The sequence below is a fragment of the Paenibacillus sp. PSB04 genome, from assembly GCF_025809195.1.
GTDB classification, from domain to species: domain Bacteria; phylum Bacillota; class Bacilli; order Paenibacillales; family Paenibacillaceae; genus Paenibacillus_AQ; species Paenibacillus_AQ favisporus.
Map to the genome: position 1 here is coordinate 2119753 of NZ_CP081301.1, position 19063 is coordinate 2138815.

Annotated in this window: 15 protein-coding genes; 8 read left to right on the top strand and 7 right to left on the bottom strand. The window is 55.4% G+C overall.

Annotated features, from left to right (window positions below):
* The first annotated feature begins 159 nt into the window (after positions 1 to 159).
* From K2F33_RS10010 to K2F33_RS10025, 4 genes are all read left to right on the top strand, one after another.
* Positions 160 to 1713 (top strand): extracellular solute-binding protein, encoded by a 1554-nt coding sequence (locus K2F33_RS10010; RefSeq protein ID WP_263881564.1) that lies wholly within the window; start codon positions 160 to 162, stop codon positions 1711 to 1713.
* A gap of 18 nt (positions 1714 to 1731) precedes the next feature.
* Complete coding sequence (locus tag K2F33_RS10015) at positions 1732 to 3369, top strand: response regulator transcription factor (RefSeq protein ID WP_263881565.1); 1638 nt, start codon at positions 1732 to 1734, stop codon at positions 3367 to 3369.
* The gene (locus K2F33_RS10020) at positions 3362 to 5179 is read left to right on the top strand and encodes a cache domain-containing sensor histidine kinase (RefSeq protein ID WP_076172913.1); all 1818 of its coding nucleotides are present in this window, start codon (positions 3362 to 3364) and stop codon (positions 5177 to 5179) included. The genes K2F33_RS10015 and K2F33_RS10020 overlap by 8 nt, the downstream gene beginning before the upstream one ends.
* 107 nt (positions 5180 to 5286) lie before the next feature.
* Positions 5287 to 6606: a family 43 glycosylhydrolase gene (locus tag K2F33_RS10025; protein ID WP_263881566.1), complete on the top strand. Its 1320-nt coding sequence runs from the start codon at positions 5287 to 5289 to the stop codon at positions 6604 to 6606.
* A 131-nt stretch (positions 6607 to 6737) separates the two neighbouring features.
* Here the strand turns inward: K2F33_RS10025 and K2F33_RS10030 are convergent, their stop codons facing one another.
* The gene (locus tag K2F33_RS10030; protein WP_263881567.1) at positions 6738 to 7832 is read right to left on the bottom strand and encodes a GntR family transcriptional regulator; all 1095 of its coding nucleotides are present in this window, start codon (positions 7830 to 7832) and stop codon (positions 6738 to 6740) included.
* Between the two features lie 112 nt (positions 7833 to 7944).
* A complete protein-coding gene (locus K2F33_RS10035) occupies positions 7945 to 8823 on the bottom strand; it encodes an AraC family transcriptional regulator (protein ID WP_263881568.1) in 879 nt (292 codons plus the stop codon).
* A gap of 141 nt (positions 8824 to 8964) precedes the next feature.
* Between K2F33_RS10035 and K2F33_RS10040 the strand changes: the two genes are divergently transcribed.
* Positions 8965 to 9936, top strand: a complete 972-nt coding sequence (locus tag K2F33_RS10040) for an alpha-L-fucosidase (RefSeq protein WP_076172917.1) — start codon at positions 8965 to 8967, stop codon at positions 9934 to 9936.
* A gap of 24 nt (positions 9937 to 9960) precedes the next feature.
* On the opposite strand, the gene K2F33_RS10045 is transcribed toward K2F33_RS10040, so the two are convergent.
* Complete coding sequence (locus K2F33_RS10045; protein WP_089549063.1) at positions 9961 to 10791, bottom strand: helix-turn-helix transcriptional regulator; 831 nt, start codon at positions 10789 to 10791, stop codon at positions 9961 to 9963.
* 155 nt (positions 10792 to 10946) lie between these two features.
* Here K2F33_RS10045 and K2F33_RS10050 point away from each other — a divergent pair, with 155 nt between their 5' ends.
* Positions 10947 to 11702 carry a sugar phosphate isomerase/epimerase family protein gene (locus tag K2F33_RS10050; protein ID WP_094599618.1) on the top strand — a complete coding sequence of 252 codons (756 nt, stop codon included), beginning with the start codon at positions 10947 to 10949 and terminating at the stop codon, positions 11700 to 11702.
* An 18-nt stretch (positions 11703 to 11720) separates the two neighbouring features.
* Entirely contained in the window at positions 11721 to 12851 is a 1131-nt protein-coding gene (locus tag K2F33_RS10055; RefSeq protein WP_263881569.1) for a Gfo/Idh/MocA family protein, read from the top strand.
* 191 nt (positions 12852 to 13042) lie between these two features.
* Here K2F33_RS10055 and K2F33_RS10060 read toward each other — a convergent pair whose 3' ends face one another.
* Positions 13043 to 14569 (bottom strand): FAD-dependent monooxygenase, encoded by a 1527-nt coding sequence (locus tag K2F33_RS10060; protein WP_263881570.1) that lies wholly within the window; start codon positions 14567 to 14569, stop codon positions 13043 to 13045.
* Positions 14570 to 14894: 325 nt separating this feature from the next.
* Between K2F33_RS10060 and K2F33_RS10065 the strand changes: the two genes are divergently transcribed.
* Positions 14895 to 15026, top strand: a complete 132-nt coding sequence (locus K2F33_RS10065) for a hypothetical protein (protein ID WP_256993005.1) — start codon at positions 14895 to 14897, stop codon at positions 15024 to 15026.
* A 710-nt stretch (positions 15027 to 15736) separates the two neighbouring features.
* On the opposite strand, the gene K2F33_RS10070 is transcribed toward K2F33_RS10065, so the two are convergent.
* From K2F33_RS10070 to K2F33_RS10080, 3 genes are read right to left on the bottom strand one after another with little or no spacing between them, the layout of a single operon-like run.
* The gene (locus tag K2F33_RS10070; protein ID WP_263881571.1) at positions 15737 to 16810 is read right to left on the bottom strand and encodes a phage baseplate protein; all 1074 of its coding nucleotides are present in this window, start codon (positions 16808 to 16810) and stop codon (positions 15737 to 15739) included.
* A 43-nt stretch (positions 16811 to 16853) separates the two neighbouring features.
* Complete coding sequence (locus K2F33_RS10075; protein ID WP_089549058.1) at positions 16854 to 17642, bottom strand: glycerophosphodiester phosphodiesterase family protein; 789 nt, start codon at positions 17640 to 17642, stop codon at positions 16854 to 16856.
* A 42-nt stretch (positions 17643 to 17684) separates the two neighbouring features.
* Positions 17685 to 19019 (bottom strand): ABC transporter substrate-binding protein, encoded by a 1335-nt coding sequence (locus K2F33_RS10080; RefSeq protein ID WP_076172925.1) that lies wholly within the window; start codon positions 19017 to 19019, stop codon positions 17685 to 17687.
* Positions 19020 to 19063: the final 44 nt, after the last annotated feature.

A 19063-nucleotide genomic window follows, 5' to 3' on the forward strand; every position in this document is an offset into this window, starting at 1 on the left:
ATCGGCCAATATATGACGGGATTGTTTAATATCGTCCCATTGTCCATTGACAGCACTTCGTTTATATTAATCTTTGTAGATCGAAGAGAGAGCCGCACAATACATTTGGACTCTTTTGTGAAAACGGTTACAAAATAGATGCGGAAAGGAAGAGTAACTATGTCCTTTTGGCGAATTCCGGGATGGTTCGCCGCCTGTCTGCTGTGCATCACACTGGCATCCGGACTGGCGGGCTGCGCGGCCGGCGGCGATGTCCGCATGGACGGCCCCTCTCTTTTCGGCGATCCGGCCGCCACGTCCGGCGAGCCGGAAGCGACGCTAAAGTTTTATTTCGGCGGCGAGAAAAAGGCGGCGACGGATGAAGTTTGGGCGGCCGTGAGCGATTACGTCAAAACCAAAGGATTGAACGTCAAATTTTCCGTCAATTTCATTCCCTGGCCGGAATATTCGGGGAAATTGCTGGTCATGGCAGCGGCAGGGGACCGGTGGGACCTGAATTTCGATTCGGAAGGCTCGTTTAAGCAAATGGCGTCCCGGGGTTCCTATTTGAGATTAAATGATCTTCTTCCGGTGTACGCGCCCCACTTATATGACCGCTACCGGCAGCAGCATAACCTGCCCTCTGCCACGATTGGCGGGGATATCGTCGGTTTGCCCTGGTCGATCAAGATGAATCAGCGGCCCTATGCCGGATGGCGGGTGGACCTGGCGGAGAAGGCGGGAATTTACCGCGATCCTGAATCGGTAAGAACTGCCGAGGATGTCGATTCGCTTCTCCATGACCTGAAGAAAGCCTATCCCAATCAGAAGCTGAGCCGGATTCCGGCGCTCCCCCTGTATGTGGTCCGGGACGAATGGGTGGACTTGGGCTTTCACGGCCTCGGTTTTTATCTGAAGGACCCTCATTACAAGGTGCAGGCGATCGAAGATCAGCCTTTTTACGCGGATGCCGCCTTCATGAGCAAGGCATGGTACGAGGACGGGATTCTAAATCCCGATTCAAAGATCGATACCGAAGACGCTGCGGATCAATGGCGCAACGGAAAAATGCTGTTCACGCTCACTTCCCACGAGTGGGCCTATGCAGCCGATCCGGGTTTTGCCGATGCAAGCTACCGGCAGCAGATGTCGCTGTTGTACCCCGACAAAAAAACGGTCAACCGCAGCCCGATCGCAAACGTCGTGGCCATCAACCGGAATGCCGAGCATCCGGAGCTGGTGCTGCGGTTTCTTGATATGCTGGAGACCGACGAGAGGTTGTTTGATCTTGTCGTGTATGGGATTCAGGGGAAAACCTATGAGCTGGACGGAGGGAAGGTCAAGTACCCGGATAACCTGAACTTTTCCACCAGCAACTACATGGACTGGGGAGGACAGTGGGCGCTGTGGAAACCGCAATTTTTGCGCCCCACCGAAACGTACCCGGGGGACTTCTGGAAGGAGGAAGCCCGCTTTGCGGAGCTGCCCGTGAATGTGGATTCCCCCGTGGAGGGACTGCTCCTGAACGATCAGTCGATCAGTCCGCTGCTTGAAGAGCGCGACCAGATCTATGAGGACTACGGCAAATCGATCGAGTACGGCATGGTGCCGGATGTCGCCAAGGCGCTGTCGGATTACCGTATGCTGCAACAAGATAATGGGCTGGATACGATTATCCGGGAAGTGCAGCGTCAGGTCGACCAATTCCTGGCGGCACAGCATCAACATTCATGACAAGGGGAGGATGCCTTTATGATCAGCGTATTAATCGTGGACGATGAATTTGAAATTCGCGAGGGGCTCCGCAAGCGGGTCCCCTGGAATGAATACGGCGTTAGCGCCGTCATGGCCGCTTCGGATGGGGATGAGGCTCTGCAAATGGCCCGTCGCCATCAGCCGAATCTGATCGTGACGGACATCAAGATGAACCGGATGTCGGGACTTGAGTTTCTGGCGGAGCTGCATACTTTACCGGATTACCTGTGGAAAGCGGTGCTGATCAGCGGTTACGACGATTTCAGCCTGGTCAAGCAGGCGATCCAGCTTGGAGCGATGGACTATATCCTGAAGCCGATCAAACTGGATGAACTGGAGCGGATCGTCCGTAAAGCGGTGGATGCGATCGAACGGGAACGGCTGCAGCAGCAAACGCAAGACCGCCTCACGTACCAGGTGCAGTTTGCGGAGCCGAAGCTTCAGGAGGAGCTGCTGCGTGAAATGGCGGAGAACGAATACGATCCGTACCGCGAGACCCGCATCTCCCACCGCCTGCAGTCGTTGAGACTGGACTGGATGAGCCGGATGCCGCTGCTGCTGATGGCCATTGAAGGGGACGACCTAAGAGCGCTTCCCGCCCGGCCGGGCATGCCGGATGAGAAGGAGCTTGTCCTGTTCGGCATCGGCAATGTCGTCAGCCATACGCTTGCCGAGCAATTGAACATGCCGTCGGCCCTGTTTAAGGATACGCACGAGCGGTGGGTGGCCGTCATCGGCTGCCCCGATCCCGAGATGCTTGATTCATGCCGCACCATCGCTGAGACCTGCCTGCTTCGCATCAACCAATTCGTGAAGGTCAAGGCCAGCATCGGGATTAGCCCCGCACCCAAAGAGCTGAACAAACTGCATCAGCTCTACGTGGATTGCACCGAGTCCCTGGAGCAAAAGGTGGTCTGCGGGGGCAACCGGGTCTTCACCGGCAGCGTGGAGGACGGAGCCGCAGAGGCCGGCAGGCTGACGATCCGGGAGCCGGGGGCGGTGCTTGACCTGGTGAAGTACGGAACGGACGCCGACATTTCGGAATCCATGAGCGACTTTGAGGATATGGTCAAATCGTGGGAGCTGCCCAATCTAAAAGATATCCAGCAGCAGTTGTTCAAATGGCTGATGGGAATTTATCGTACGGCCGCGTCGGCCGGGTGGCCCGACCGGTCCTGGGAGCAGGACCCGATCGGTCTGTGGGAGCAATTGGAGCAGTACGACACGCTGCAGTCGCTTCAGGATCAGGTGGAGAGCCGGCTGCTGTCCCTGGCGGGAGACTTCCGTAAAATGGCGACCTCCTCCAGCCAGATCGTCCAGGAGGCCGAAAAGATGATCCGTACCCGCTACTCCGAAAATCTGTCGCTGCAGTCGGTGGCCGCGGCCGTTCACGTGACGCCGATCTGGCTCAGCAAGCTGTACAAAAAAGAAAAGGGCCGCACCTTCATCGAGGAACTGACGAGCGTCCGGATTGCCAGGGCCAAAGAGATGCTGGGTGATACGAAATATAAAATTTATCAGGTTTCCCATCAGGTGGGGTACAAGGATCCGGTCCATTTTACGAAACTGTTCAAAAAGCTGGTCGGCGTTACGCCCAAAGAATTCCGCCGCCTGCAGGGGATTCTGGATGATTAGGTCTTTTCTCCGGCTGGCCTCCTCGCTGCGGAACCGGATGATACTGATCTTTCTCGCGATTACGATCGTTCCGTTCATTTTATTCTCGGCTTACGCACATACCAAGTCGGTGGAAGGAATCCAGCAGGCCAATGCTACCTTCTCCATGAGCTACCTGGAGCAGTCCAAGATCAATCTGGAGGCATACTTGGCAAAATTGAACGACCAGATGAACGAGCTGATCGGAGACAAGAAGCTGCAAGATTTGCTCGAGCAGCCGCCGGCCAGCAGCCAGGATGAAGTGTCGGCCTCGGTGGACCTCCTGAACATTGTGTACCAGAAGAAAAAGCAGATGGATGCCCTGCAGCTGCGCGTCTATCCGCTGAATTCTGAAGCTTATCCCACTTACTTGAGGGCGCTGGAAGTTACGACATCGACCCGCAATGAAGACTGGTTTCAGAACGCGGCGAACAGTACGCTCCCGATCTGGCATCTGTCGGTGGATGGAGGGCCGAACCGCGGTCCGCTGCTCTCCTATGTCAAAACGTTCACCAGCCTGCATAACCGGACCCCGAGGGGGCTGGTGGTTGCCGATCTGGCGGATAACCATTTCAGCCGCTTCTTCTCACCGACCAAACGGCTGCAGGGGCAGAAATTCCTGATCGTCGACGAAACGGGGAAAATTGTATACGATTCGGCGGGAAGCGAGTGGACCGGAGAGCAGCTGCCGTCCCCCAAATTACTGGCGATGCGGAATGTCCGCAAGGAGGGCGTCGAGACGCTGTCCATTTATGACGAGAAAAATTTGATCGCCTTCGTCCGCATGGACAGCCTGCCCTGGACGATCGTCAGTCTGACACCGATGCACGCTTTGACGGAGCCTATTACGGCGATGCAGAGACTGCTGATCTTTTTTCTGATCGCTTATATGCTATGTGCCGTTGGGGTGGTCATCTATCTCACACGGAATTTTACCCAGCCCGTCTTCCAGTTGGTCCGGCTGATGCGCAAGCTGGAGGAAGGGGATTTCAGCATGCTTATTCCGCATCAGAACCGTAAGGACGAGATCGGCTGGCTGTACCGCGGCTTTGGCAGCATCGTCCGGAAAATTGAAGATCTCATCCTGCAGTCCACGCGCGCCGAGCGAACGAAAAGGGAGCTGGAATTTCAGGTGCTCAGCCACCAGATCAACCCGCATTTTCTCTACAACACGCTGGAATCGATTCGCTGGAAAGCGGAAAACCACGGGCGCAACGATATTGGGGAGATGGTATCGGCACTCGGTAATTTGCTGCGGCTCAGCTTGAACCAGGGCAAAGACATTACGACCGTCGGACGCGAGGTCGAGCAGGTGAAGGCCTACGTTCAGATCGAGCAGGCCCGCATCGGCATGCCGCTGCGCGTGCTGTATTTTTTTGACGAAGAGATGCTGGATATGACATTCATGCGCCTGCTGCTGCAGCCTTTGGTCGAGAATGCCATCCAGCACAGCATCCGCGGCAATTTCGAGAAGGGCAAGGTCATCCTCTCCGGCCGCGTGGAAGAGGGGGATCTGGTCATCGATATTAGCGATAACGGCAAGGGAATTCCGGAAGAGGTGCTGAAGGAGTTGAACGATACGGCCGGCAATCGAAAAATGGCGGGCAGATCCGGCGTCGGACTGCGCAATGTGAACGAACGGCTGAAAATTTATTTTGGCCCTGATTACCAGCTGCGGATCGAGACCCAGGAAGGCAAGGGAACCAAAATTACGATCCGTCATCCGATTCTCCCGCCCGGCGGGGAAGAGAGGACGACGCCTGAACGGGGTGCGGATCAGGAAGTCAGCTGAGCGATAAATCCGGTATTGCGGCATGGGGAGGCGCCGTGTACAATGTGGTTAGATATATATCAAATAACAAAGTATGATATATCATACAGATGAGGGGAGAACATACCATGACCACTCAGGGAATTCCGAAAGCCTTTATCAAACCGGCCGGCCATAATCCGGTCATCACCAGCATTTATACGGCGGACCCTTCTGCCCATGTGTGGGAGGACGGAAGAATATACATATACGCCTCCCATGATATCGATCCGCCGCGGGGATGCGATCTAATGGACGCATATCACGTATTTTCCTCAGATGACCTGGTGAATTGGGTCGACGAAGGCGAGATTCTCCATTCACGGGACGTGGCCTGGGGGCGCCCGGAAGGCGGATTTATGTGGGCTCCTGACTGCGCTTACAAGGACGGCACGTATTATTTCTATTATCCTCATCCGAGCGGATCGGACTGGAACGATACCTGGAAAATCGGCGTGGCAACCAGCGATAAGCCGGCCAGCGGCTTTGTCGACCAAGGATATATCGAAGGGCTCGGCGGCTTCGCCATGATCGACCCTTGCGTCTTCGTCGATGACGACAGCAGGGCGTATATGTATTACGGCGGCGGCAGCAAATGCCAGGGCGGAGAACTGGGCGAGGACATGATGTCCATCAAAGGTTCGATGCAGGACATGACGGGTCTGGAGGACTTTCATGAAGCCGCCTGGGTGTTCAAGCGCAATGGACTGTACTATCTTACCTATGCCGACAATCTGGAGGATAACAACCGGATGAGATACGCGACAAGCCGGCATCCGCTCGGTCCGTGGACTTATCAGGGCATTTTCCTGGAACCGACCGGCTGCTCGACGACACATGGCTCGGTGGTGGAGTACAAAGGTCAGTGGTATTTGTTCTATCATAACCAGGACATTTCAGGACACGGGAACCTGCGCAGCGTGTGCATCGACAGCCTGCATTTTAACGATGACGGGACCATTCAAACGGTGGTTCAGACCAAGAACAGCGTCAAGCCTGTCGGTGAAGCGCCGGAAACCGAAATTTCGGCCTACTATGCGGCGTCAGTAAGCACTACTGGAGGCGGTGCTGAAGTTACGGGCAGATCCGGGGCAGAAGCAGTCGTCCAAGGACTGGACGCCGATGGGGCTTACTGCGAATTCGGCGGCGTCGACGGTGGCAGCGGTGGACGGGCCGCACTGTACATCCATTACAGCACGGAAGAAGCCCTGGCCAAGCTGAACTTAACGGTCAACGGCCATGATTACACGCTGATCAACGCCCCCGGAACAGGAAGCGGCGAGGAAGCGGTGGGCATCGCGTCGTTCACGGTCCGTCTGCAGCCTGGAACGCAGAATACAATCCGGCTGACGGGCGGGCACGGCCGCATTGCTGTAGGCGGACTGTCGGTCAGCCGGTTCGAAGAATAAGAGATTTGGGCTTAGCTTAAACAAACGGCCCCTGTACACCGGTCAGCTGTTAAGCTTATCGGCGGCAGGGGCCGTTTAAGGTTGTGCCAGGGATTAGGAAACCGCGTCTCCTGGGCGCTGCCTTCCTTCCGTTAATCCGCCGTTGCAGGCCCGGTCGATGCCCTGGGAACGAGGCTTACGGGGACGGTCGTGATAACGGGGCGACGGTCTCCGTTCAGAATGAGGTCGGCGATCGTTTCGCCGATGACGCTGAAATTCTGGTCGATGGTGGTGATTTGCGCGCTGCCGGTCACCGCCCACTCGATATTGTCGAAGCCGGTAATGCTCATCTGCTCAGGTACCCGGATCGACAAACCGAGACAGCACATGTACACATTAAAGGCGACCTCGTCGTTCTCGCACTCGATGGCGGTGACGCCCGACCGGTAAAACCCGTTAATGATATGCTTCAGCATGTGGTAATCGGGCGTGACATTAAATTTGACGTACTCGGAGACCACTTCGAGCCCGTGGTCGTTCATGCATTTCGTAAACCCGCTGAAGCGTGCGGACAAGCTGGACATGTCACGGGGTGAGAAGCGGGAGACGTAGGCGATCCGGCGGTGCCCGTAATCGACCAGATGCCGGGTCAGCTGGTAGCTGCCCCCGAAATTGTCGCAGACTACGCTGCTTAAATAAGGAATATCATGCGGCTTATCCAGGATGATGACCTGCTTGCCCTGCTCGGTAAACTTCCTGAGCACGTCCAAATGCAGCTCGTTACCTGCCGGATACAGTATGAGGGTGTCCACGTCTTGAGCAAAGAGCCGGAGCAGCAGGCTTCTCATCTTATCCGGATCCGGCTCGCAAATATGGATTGCCAAATGAACATTGGCGCCGTCCAGCCGCGCGGTAGCGGCCTCAACGATCCGGAAGAAACCGCCCTGGTTGACGGCGAAAGGCAGGATGACCGGAATGGTCCTCCCCGGTGGCAGCCCGTCCGGAAGGGAAGTGACAGAGCTGGCCGGCTGAGCGGATAGAGGAATACGCCGCACGAAGCTCCCCACCCCGCGTTTGCGGTACAGGATGCCGGCCTGCTCCAAATCCTCGATAGCCCGCTTGGAGGTAATGCGGCTGACGCCGTACTGCTCGGACAAGCTTTTCTCCGTACAAATCGGCTTATCGTATTCGAACTGATGATTTTCAATTCTGGCGAGGATGTCGTCCTTAATCATTTGATATAACAATTTTGCTGAGTCCTTCGGCATTATTATTCTCCGATTCTCGTTAACGTTCTTTGAAATATGCACGCAAAGCCTTGTGCAGCTTTCATTTAGTATATCAAACCAAGCCAATATTTCAATCCACCCGGAACACCTGATACCGTTTCCTGTACTCGCCGGGGGTAAACGAGGTTTGGCGTTTAAACAGACGCGTAAAATAGTTGTTGTCCCGAAATCCGCATTGTTCGGCCACTTTGACCAGGGGCATCTCTGAATGCGCCAGCAGCCGCTTGGCCCGCTCCATCTGCAGATGATGCCGGTATTGAAGCGGACTCATCCCCGAATATTGTTTCAGGCAGCGCGCCAAGTAGTCGAAATGGTAATGCAGGTCGCGCTCCATGCCGGCGGAGTCGAAGGGAGCTTCAAGGTTGTCCGCCAAATAGGCTGCGACCTGCTCTCCAAGGAAAAACGAGCGGGCATGCGGGCTGCCTTTTCTCATGCTTCCCTGCAGCTCGATCAGGAACCTGCCGAATAACATGTGCAGTTCGTAGACTCCGTAGGGGGTAAGCATACCGTGCACTTTCAGCATGTCCTGCAGGATCGGCACCATCGTGCGTAAATCCACCTCGGCAAATTTGGGGATGTCCACCAGGCCCGGCTGGGCCTGGGTATCCTGATCCGACCGGTTCAGCAGCGGCTGTTGCCAGTGGCTTTTCTCGGTCAGAACCGGCTGCTCCTCCGCCGGGTATTCGAAATGGATCCAATACACCTCGGTCTCGCGATCGGTCGGACGGCAGCCTCGGTGCGTCTTGCCGGGCTCCAGGACGAGCATCGTTCCCTCACGGATATCATACGAAACCCCATCCTCTTCCATATATAGCGTGCCTTTGGCGCAAACGATCAGGTCAAAGGCTTCGAATTGGCGCTCGGCGTGCATCACGCCCGCCTGCCACACCGTATGGCCGACCGCGGCCAGCAGCGGGAACGGCGGCACCTTGAGTTCAAGTACGAGCATATCGCTAAAGCTCCTTTTCGAAAAAAACGAATGTAGAGATTGTACTATAAGAAGTCGCCATTGTCAGCTGTGTCAAGGGAAATGATCCTGTAGAGTGGTAGATATTATATGATATAAGTGAAGTCAGGGAGGCAATGAGTTATGGATCAACAGGCACTCATCCAGAGGCAGCAGTGGTTTGTGAATCAGCGGTTCGGGATGTTTATCCACTTCAACAGCGCAACGTTTCAGTTTGCCGATTCGGACATTATCGATTGGGAATACGATCACGAGAACGGGGATGAGCCCCGCCGGTTCCCTTTCGACCCGAAGGACTGGAATCCGGAGCAGCTGGACTGCTCGCAATGGGCGAAGGCCGCCAAATCGGCGGGGATGAGCTTTGCGGCATTGACCGCGAAGCATCATGAAGGCTTCAGCTTGTGGCCGACCGAGCATACGGAGCATTGCGTTCGCAACGCAGCGAGTCAGCGGGATGTCGTCAAGGAATACCTGGACGCGTTCCGGGCGGAAGGGATCGAGGCGGGGCTGTATTTTTCCATGCTGGACCTGCATCACCAAATCGGCCGGAGAAAATGCACGCCAGCGGATAAGCAGTTCATTAAAAACCAGCTTGAGGAGCTGCTGACGAACTACGGCGAGCTTCCATTCCTCATTATTGACGGCTGGAACGCCCATTGGGGCGGCCCTTCGTACGAGAATCTTCCGTTCGAGGAAATCGATGCATGGGTCAAGCAGCTCCAGCCCCAGTGCTTGCTGATGAACATCAGCTGCGAGACCAACCTGAATCATACGGACGTCGTGTTTTATGAAAATGCCGCAGGGCAGGAAGTGGAAGACGGCTTTGTGGGACCGGGCGCGAGCTGCAACGTGTTAACGAAAACCTGGTTCTGGAGAACGACGGATACGACCAGGGAGCTGAAAACAGTGGATTGGGCGCTGGACATGATTCAGGACTGCAACCGCCAGAACGTGACCTTTCTGTTGAACGGAGCTCCCAACCGGCAGGGACTGCTGGACGCGAACGTGCTGGAGCGCTTCCGGGAGATCGGACAGCGGTACCGGAAACCGGAAGACCTGACCGTCATTCCCGAAGGCTGGCTGACCCGGGGGTAAGCTGCTGCAAGCCCTTGAAGCGATTTAATGGAGCAGCATGGGATGACGTTTGGCCGATGGAGCGCAGCCCAGCACCTTTTTATACGCACGGAAAAAGGAAGAATAATCATGGAAGCCGACGGCGGCGGCCGCCGAACTCGCGGTATGCCCCTGAAGCATCAAGTTCTGCGCCATCACGACCCGTTTATGGATGATATAATTGCCGATGGTTGTGCCCGTCGCTCTGCGGAACATTTTGTTCAAATGATGCTTGCTGATGTAAAAGGCGGCGGACAAATCGTCGAGCGAGACCGATTCGGTGATATGGTCGTTGACGTAAGCAATAATCCGCGGGACTGAGGGCCCGGAGGAAGAGGCATCCGAGGTGCCTTTCAGCGCATAGCTGTGGATTAGAATCTGCGACAGCAGCGCCTCAAGACGCACCCGGAGCGCAAGATCGCGAATGGCGGCATCGGCGTGCCGGGCATCCATCAGCTGCTTGAAAAAAGTAAACATGACGCGGTTACCGTCATCCTTGTAATAGATCCCTGCCGGACCATCATCGGGATGGAAGGGAGATAATAAGGCGGACTGGTTTTCGGGCGGAAGAAATCCGGGCACAAAATGGAGCGATATCCTTTCATAAGGGATGTCGCTTTCGATTTTTACGCCGTGGAACACGTGAGGGGCGATGAGCAGCAGGCTGTGCGGTTCCGGTACGTAGCGCTTGCCCTCGACCAGATAGCTGACTTCTCCGGCGATAAAATAGTACACCTCGTAAAAATTGTGGCAGTGCAGCGCATATTGGTCCGTCTTGCGCCGGTCGGCTGCATGGTGGAAATTCAATGAGTCGGTATGGATATTGGCGTACAGCATCCGTTCGCCTCCTCAACAATGTTGGGTTTAGTCTAACGAATGACCGCTATATTTGCAATGTTATGGCTTCGATTTACAATGGCGATTCCGGGTGCCGGGACTATAATTAAGGGGAGAATGCACTTTTGGAAATCTTGAAGGAGGGGCCATATTTCATGATTTTAGGCGCACAATTGTACACCGTCCGTTCCTTTCTCCAGACGGAAAAAGATATTCGGCGAACATTGCAAAAAATTGCGGCTATGGGCTATACGTCGGTCCAGATTTCGGCTATCGGTTCTATCCGTCCCGAGACGCTTCGCGCCATTTGCGACGAGCTGTCGCTTCAAATTGCGCTGACGCATACGAGCCCGGACCGGATCCTGAACGAAACGGATCAAGTCATCGAGGAGCATCATATTCTGGGCTGCGATTACATCGGCATTGGATCGATGCCTGATAAATACCGCGGTCTCGACTGGTACGGGTATTTCGCGGAGGACTTCCGGGAAGCGGCCGGGCGGATCGCCAAGGCAGGCAAGCTGTTCATGTACCACAACCATCATTTTGAGTTCGAAAAAATCGGCGGCAAGCGCCTCATTGAACGGCTGGTGGAGGACTTCGCGCCGGAGGAGATGGGCATTACGCTCGATACATATTGGGTACAGGCGGCCGGCGCCGACGTATGCGAATGGATCGGCAAGTTGAAGGACCGTCTTCACTGCGTGCATTTGAAGGACATGGCCGTCCAGGGGACTCAGCAGCTGATGGCCCCCGTCATGGAAGGGAACATGAATTTTCCGGCAATTTTGAAAGCGCTTGAACAAGCGAATACAAAATATCTGCTGGTCGAACAGGACGTATGCCAGACAAGCCCGTTCGACTGCCTGCAGACGAGTTACAACAATTTGGCTTCCCTTGGCTACCGCTAAGGAGAATGGAGGGTCTTGATGTCTAAATTACGGATCGGCGTCATCGGGATGGGCAATATGGGGTCGGATCATGCCAAAAAATTAAACAAGGGTATCGTGCCGGAGGCCGAGCTCACCGCAGTGTCGGAAATGGACGGCAACCGGCTGGAGGACGCCAAAACGTATTTGCAAGGCGACATCGGCTACTTTGCAACGCCGGACGAGTTGATGGACAGCGGCCTATGTGATGCCGTGATTATTGCGACGCCGCACTACGATCATCCAAGGCTCGCCATTATGGCTTTCACCAAAGGGCTGCATGTTTTATGCGAAAAGCCGGCCGGCGTCTACACGAAGCAGGTGCGGGAAATGAACGAGAAGGCGCGGGAAAGCGGCCGCATCTTCGGCATGATGTTTAACCAGCGGACCAACCCGATGTACCGCAAAATGCATGAGCTCGTGCACAGCGGCGAGCTTGGCGCGATTAAGCGGGTGAACTGGATCATTACCGACTGGTACCGGTCGCAGGCCTATTATGATTCGGGAAGCTGGCGCGCCACCTGGGCCGGGGAAGGCGGAGGCGTTCTTATCAACCAATGCCCGCACAACATCGACCTCCTCCAATGGATTTGCGGCATGCCGGCCCAAGTTCGCGCTTTCTGCCATGAAGGCAAGTGGCATAACATCGAGGTGGAGGATGACGTCACGGCATATATGGAATTCCCGAACGGAGCCACGGGCGTATTCGTCACGACGACGGCCGACCTGCCGGGAACGAACCGGTTGGAAATTACGCTGGAAATGGGCAAGCTGGTGTGCGAAAACAATACGTTGACGCTGCATAAGCTGAGCCAGAACGAGCGTGAATACTGTTTTACAACGAAGGACGGCTTTGCGAAACCTCCCGTGGAAGTGTCCGTCATCGAGACGCAAGGTGACAACAGCCAGCATACCGGCGTCATCGCTTCGTTTGCCAAGGCCGTCCTGGACGGCACGCCGCTGATCGCTGACGGTGAGGAGGGCATCAACAGTTTAATGCTGTCCAATGCGATGCATCTGTCGAGCTGGATCGGCGACACCGTAGCGCTCCCCATCGACGAGGATCTGTTTTTGGAGGAGCTGAATAAGCGGATAGCGGCGTCGAAACATAAGGTGACCGCTGGGATCTAACGATAGATAAGGGATGGCGAGTTGAAAACGGCGGGAGGATTGGACAATGTTTGTGATCCGGACTGAATTCCAGCCGCCGTACCTGGCTAAGAGTTCTAGCAATATCCAAGCGATAAGCGAATCCGCCATAGCTTCAGCATGTCTTGGATACAACCGCATCCAGCAACAAGCGAAAAGAGCCGACGCCAACGTCAGCTCTTTTCGTGTGTAAACGGAGCGATATGAAATCGATCGAGGTACGCCTGAATCGCACCAGTATCCTGGTGAGGTTCCGCCAGCGCGACGTATCCGTCCGGCCGGACCAGAAATGCCGAATCGGGATGCATGCCGGCTGCTTTCATGGATGGCGTCCACCCCATTTCATGCAAGGGGATGCCTGTCGTTTCGCTGAGCCGGCGCAGACTTTGCGATGCCTGGCCGTACACTTGCAGCTGCCAATCGACGGATTGCAGCGGTTCGAAGTTGTCCCCATGGGCGGTCTGAATCCAGGGCAGACGGTCGCCGCCGTGAACGGAGCCGGAAGCACCGCTGCTCAGCATGCTGTCCCGGTAACGGATTTGCGTTTGCGACAGCCGTTGGAAGGCCATTTTTCGTATAGGCGGGACATCCAGAAGCAGGGGAACGATATGGGGAATGACCATGTCCTGAACCAGGGAGGTCATGATGCCGCCTCCTACGATCGATTGGAACAGCCGGTCTGTGGTGGCCACGAGCGTCCGGGCAAAAGCAATCCGCTCCGTCTCGTAGGAATCGAGAATGCCGGCGTCCGCTTTGTCCAGAAGAACCGCGGCAAGCTTCCAGCCCAGATTCACGGCGTCCCCAATACCGGTATTCATGCCTTGCCCTCCGACCGGGCTGTGTACATGGGCCGCATCCCCGGCGATAAAGATTCGTCCCTTGCGGAAATGCTCGCATACCCGGTGATGGCTTTTATAAGTCGAATACCAGTTTACCTGGCCGATGTGCACTCCCGTATTTCTCTCCACATAAGGAATCAGAGGTTCCAATTCCGCAGGAACTCCCTGATTCAGGATCTTAGGCGGAATGAGTCCGATAAGCCGGACCTGTCCGCTCGTGCGGATCGGGAAGACCAGACAGAACCCTTCTTCAAAAAAGTTCATTGTCACGTTTGTCACGGGCTCTTTACTCCCCACATCAGCCACGAAAAACATCTGCTCATACGTTCCTCCGGGAAACTCCAGTCCCATCTCCTTGCGGACTGTACTATGCGCCCCATCGCACCCGCACACATAGGCATACGCTTGTTTCTCTTCGCTCCCTTGCCGGGTCGTGACGGCATGCACCGCTTCATTCCCTTCCTGAAGGGAAACGAGCCCGGTATTCCACTCCACATGGATTCCTTTGGAGTCGAGATGCTCGATGAGAAGGACTTCATGCTCGTCCTGAGGCAGGCTGAGTACATAGGGATAGGGGCTGATTTCTTCTCCAAAATCACCAAAGTTGATGGTTCCCTTAAGCTTTCCGTTCTTCATAATTTGGCCGGTATGCATGGGGATGCCGCGCTGCACAAATGAATCCGCTATGCCGAACTGCTGGTAGAACTCCAGGGTTCTGGCATGAACGACCATGGCTCTGGAGGCTTCTCCCGGTCCGGAGCGTTGATCGATGATCCGAAAAGGAATTCCCTGCTTCTCCAGGGCCAGAGCCAAAACGAGACCGGTCGGACCGGCGCCGACAATCAATACCTGAGGTTGCATGATCGCTGCCTCCTTTTTTTGGAGCTTATGTGTACATTATAGTTTTTACCCTTCGAAATGCCATCAACAAAAGGGCTGGTTGTGATCAGTAAGCGGCACAAACCGGTGGAGTGTTCAGGGAGCCGGGGAATATGGTTTGGAAGCTGGGGCTGTTGAATCAGTTTATATCGAAAGAGAGAGGCATTTTTCATGTGAAATGAGAGGATCCGGTGTCCGGATAAGTGAGAGAATTAGCAATTAGAAAATGGTAGATTGTGGTATAATCTAAAGGACAAAGTAACCGGTGGGAGGACGCGGCGAAGCAAACCCGAAAGGGGGTGACGCCGTGTCCATTCTTGAAGTGGCCTTAAAGCTTTTGGACGGACTACTGAAGCTGGTCGGTATCATTACTGGCCTGAAAACTTTGGTCAGTGCCTGGAAGCAAGCGCGGCATAACAAGAAAAACCACCGGGATTAGGTTGGGAGCCTAGCAATCCGGTGGTTCTTCGGTTCTTGAACTGAATTTTCGCCGTGGTCGCCCGCCGGCCTTTGTCAAAAGTCACGATGTTACCAGCATCGTGGCTTTTTTAGTTTACGCTTGATCTATTTCAAGTATACCACAAAAAGCGGACCGCTACACGGTAAGCCTTAAGGTAACGGAGGGCATAGATAATAGCAGACAAACAACGGCTGGGAGCAACCACCTGGCTATTCTACTGAATTTCAAGACGCTCTCAATGTAGGAGCAGGTACATATAAAATGGTAAATCCGAATGAATGAAACTATTTCTAGTAACAGGGGTTTTAAATATGAATCGAAAAAGTGAGTCAAAGTCTACTGTCCTTCGTGACTATGGTTAATGATCCTAATTAGAAATGGGGTATAAAAATGACCTTAAAACGAGTGGTTGTGGCAATTAGTGTTATTGTGATCCTCTTGCTCGTTGCGTTCCTTACTTTGAAAAATTTCGGGAATCATCTAGGGGATGTTATGGAGCAAATGGGGTAAAGTGTTAGGAGCAACCGTCAATGCATCTGCCAAGGATGGCGCGACGTATGTTGATATTTCCTTCAAGCCGTAAAATATCAAACACATGAATATTTCCTATACATTTGCTACCTCCCCGGAATACGGCTTCATATAAAAAAGGAAGGCGGCCATACACGGCCGCCTTCCTCATTTGAACTTTAATCCTGCAGTGCCTGCTCGGGCAGGAGCCGGTCAAAGGCGTAGATGCTGGCGAGCCGGTTAGGCGTAAAGGCGGACGCAAAGCCGAAGCACAGCTCGGCTTTCTGCGGGTGCCTGATGTCCGGAATCCGGATCGACATGCCCTCAGGCTCCCGGTAAGTCAGCTCCGGCGCGGTAAGGATCAGCTGCCGGTCCACGACCTCCCCGGTGCTCAGCTTTACGACGGTGATGTACGTATTGCCGGTGCCTTCGACCGAGCCGGCCGAACCGTAGGCGCTGCCCTCCAGGAGATACAGGTAACCGCCGTAGGAGGCGAAGCCCTGGAACGTGCCGAGGGAAGGCTGGAGGACGTCCGCCACCGGCTCGTAGATGTGCTGCTTAACTTTCTCCAGCTCATATACGCCAAAATGGAAGGCTCCGTTCAGACGGTAACGCATCGTCAGCAGCCCGTTCGCCTGGTCGATATGGACCGTCGTCCGGTCGGCACCGGGGATCAGCCGGTACTTCTCAAGCTCCGGCGACTCCGGCGTCAGGATGGCGCCGTCCTGGAAGGCGAACCGGGTCAGCTGGGTTCCCCAGCCGCTGCCCGACTCCGTCACCGAGTCGGTCTCCGTCCATAAGTAGGCCTGCGACCCGTCTGCCTCCACACCGATCTGCACGCCGTGGCCAAATCCCTTCAGGAACATGTGCCCCAGCTCGTTTCCGTTCATATCCAGCTGGGTCAGGGCCAGATCGCCGCTGCTGGAGCGGGCGGATCCGCTGACCGGCGCGGATTCGCCGGGTAGCTGCTGTCCGCCGGCCATGAGCTGAACGGTATAAATACGCCCGTTCGCATTATCGATGGCAAAGGACTGAAGCACGGTCCCGTTGTGCAGCGGCTTCTCGCGGATCACTTCCTTCGCCTCCTGCGACAGGTCGAACATTTTGGACTTCAGCGGCGACGGCTGCGCATGAGCGCCGGAAGCGGAGAGAGGCAGGAGGGCGGCGATCAGGAAGCCTGCCGTTAATTTCATGAGTGTGCGGCGGGCCAATCCCTTCACGGCCCAACGGCTGTTAAATTTCGAATGATCCATGGACATCAATCCTCCAATCAAGGGTTGGGATGAAACCGGACATTCACGGCTGCGGCATGAAACTTGTAGGGGAGAGATCCATCTGCTCCCGAATCCGCATGGCGGGGAGCGGATTGTTCACCGTCATCAGCAGGGAACCGCAGCCAATCGCGTAGTAGACCTGCTGATCGTCATCCGGGCAGTAGCACCACGGCAGGATGCCCAGATCCTCGTATTCCTTCACCCGGGCAGGCGTCAGCAGCTTCATGCTGAGTCCCACCGCCCACATTTTCGAAATCGTCCCCTCGGGTCCCGGCACATAGTTATGCATCTGCTCACCGGGAAAGCCCTGCGTCTTAAGGCCATGCTTGTCGTGGATATGCGCCAGAACCGTGGCGTCAAAGCTGGTAAATACGCACCGGTGAAGCTCCCCGCGGGATGCCAGCTGGACAATGGCGGCGTCCGCGGTTTCCAGAGCACGTTCGTCCGGTTTGATCTCCACGTTCAGCAGGACGTCCGGATAAGGGGCGATCAACTCGCAGAATTCCTCGAAGGTCGGAACTTTAAGTCCCTCGAACACTTTGCCGAACCAGCCGCCGGCATCCAGCCGCTTCAGCTCCTCCAGCGTATAATCGCCGACCGGGCCCGATCCGTCCGTCGTCCGGTCGACGGTGGCGTCATGGATGACCACCACGACATCGTCGCGGGTCATGCGCAGGTCCAGCTCCAGCATATCGACGCCGAGATCCAGCGCCTGTTGAAACGACAAGAGCGTATTTTCCGGATAAGCGGACTTCCAGCCGCGGTGTCCGGACACCACGATGGACTGCAGCTGCTGCAAATGCTCTAGCATAAGACAGTGTACCTCCTTGTTATTGGCGGGAATGGGGTCACGTTAATTTTTCAAGATCCGGTCCACTTCTTCCTTGTAGCTGTTCAGCGTGGCATCGACGTCCTTGTTATCGTACATGATCGCTTGGATCGCCTTGTTAAACTCCTGCTCGACCTGCGGCCACTGGACGCTCTTGTTGGTATCAACGGCATATTGGAGCTGCTCAAAAGCCACCTTCCGGTTCGGCTCCTTTTCCCACAACTGCTTGATGGCGTCCGAATCGACCATCTGCTTCGTGAAAGGAAGGTAGCCCGTATCGATAACGAACTGCTGCGCGCCTTCCGGACTGGTCATCAGCCAGTGCATGAACTCCCAGGCCGCATCCTTATGCTTGGAGGCCGCCATCATGGCCACGTTGCCGCCCCCGGTCGGAGTAGCGTACTGCTTATCCTGCGGAAGAAATGCCGTCACGTAATCGAACTTCGCACCTTGAGTCAGGCCGGAGATCGAACCGGTCGATTGGAAAAGAATCCCCACCTTGCCGCTCGTAAACATCTGGTTCGTAATGTTGCCGGAGTCCTGGCTAGGCGGATAGTAGAGGGCGCCGGCATTTTGCAGCTCCTTCAGATACTTGAAGGTCTTGGACGCTTCGGTCGTATAACCGACGGACGTGCCCTCATCGTTGAAGAACTTGCCTCCGGCCTGTGTGATCATGGCGATTGGATACCAGGTATCGTACGGCATCGTCAGCCCGTAGCGTTTCACCTCGCCGTTTTCCTTGACGACCAGCGCTTCGGCTGTTTTTTTCAATTCGTCCCAGGTTGTCGGGATGGACAAGCCCTTCTCGTCCAGCATTGACTTGTTGATGTGCATCACCGGCGTAGAGCGGTTAAACGGAAGGGAGACCAGCTTATCGTTAAAATAGGAATGCCCCATCAGCCCCTCCTCAAAATCGTCCTTGCTGAGGCCGGACTTTTCCATGTAGGGGGCCAGGTCTTCCAGAACTTCCGCGTCTGCAAACAGCTGGACGTTGGAACGCTCAAGCATCGTCACGTCCGGCGCGGTCTTGGCCGCAACGGCCTGCTGCAGCTTGGTTACCGTTTCCTGGTAGCTGCCCTGGAACGTTCCGACGACCTCGATTTTGTCCTGGGAGCTGTTGAACCGCTTGATCATGGCGTCCAGAAACTCACCGTTCTTGCCGCCGATCGAGTGCCAGAACTGGATGGTCTCCTTGCCGGAGCCGGAATTACCGGCATTGCTGGATGCCTCTCCCGAAGCGGCCTTGCTGTCCGTGCCTGCCGTTTCGCCTCCGGACCCGCTTCCGCCTCCGCTGCATCCTGCCAATAATGTCATGATCAGCGCCAGAGTCAGCGCGATGAATGGAAACTTGTTCTTCACAGAAACTCCTCCATTTTCAGGTGATTTAAATAGTAATAGCGACA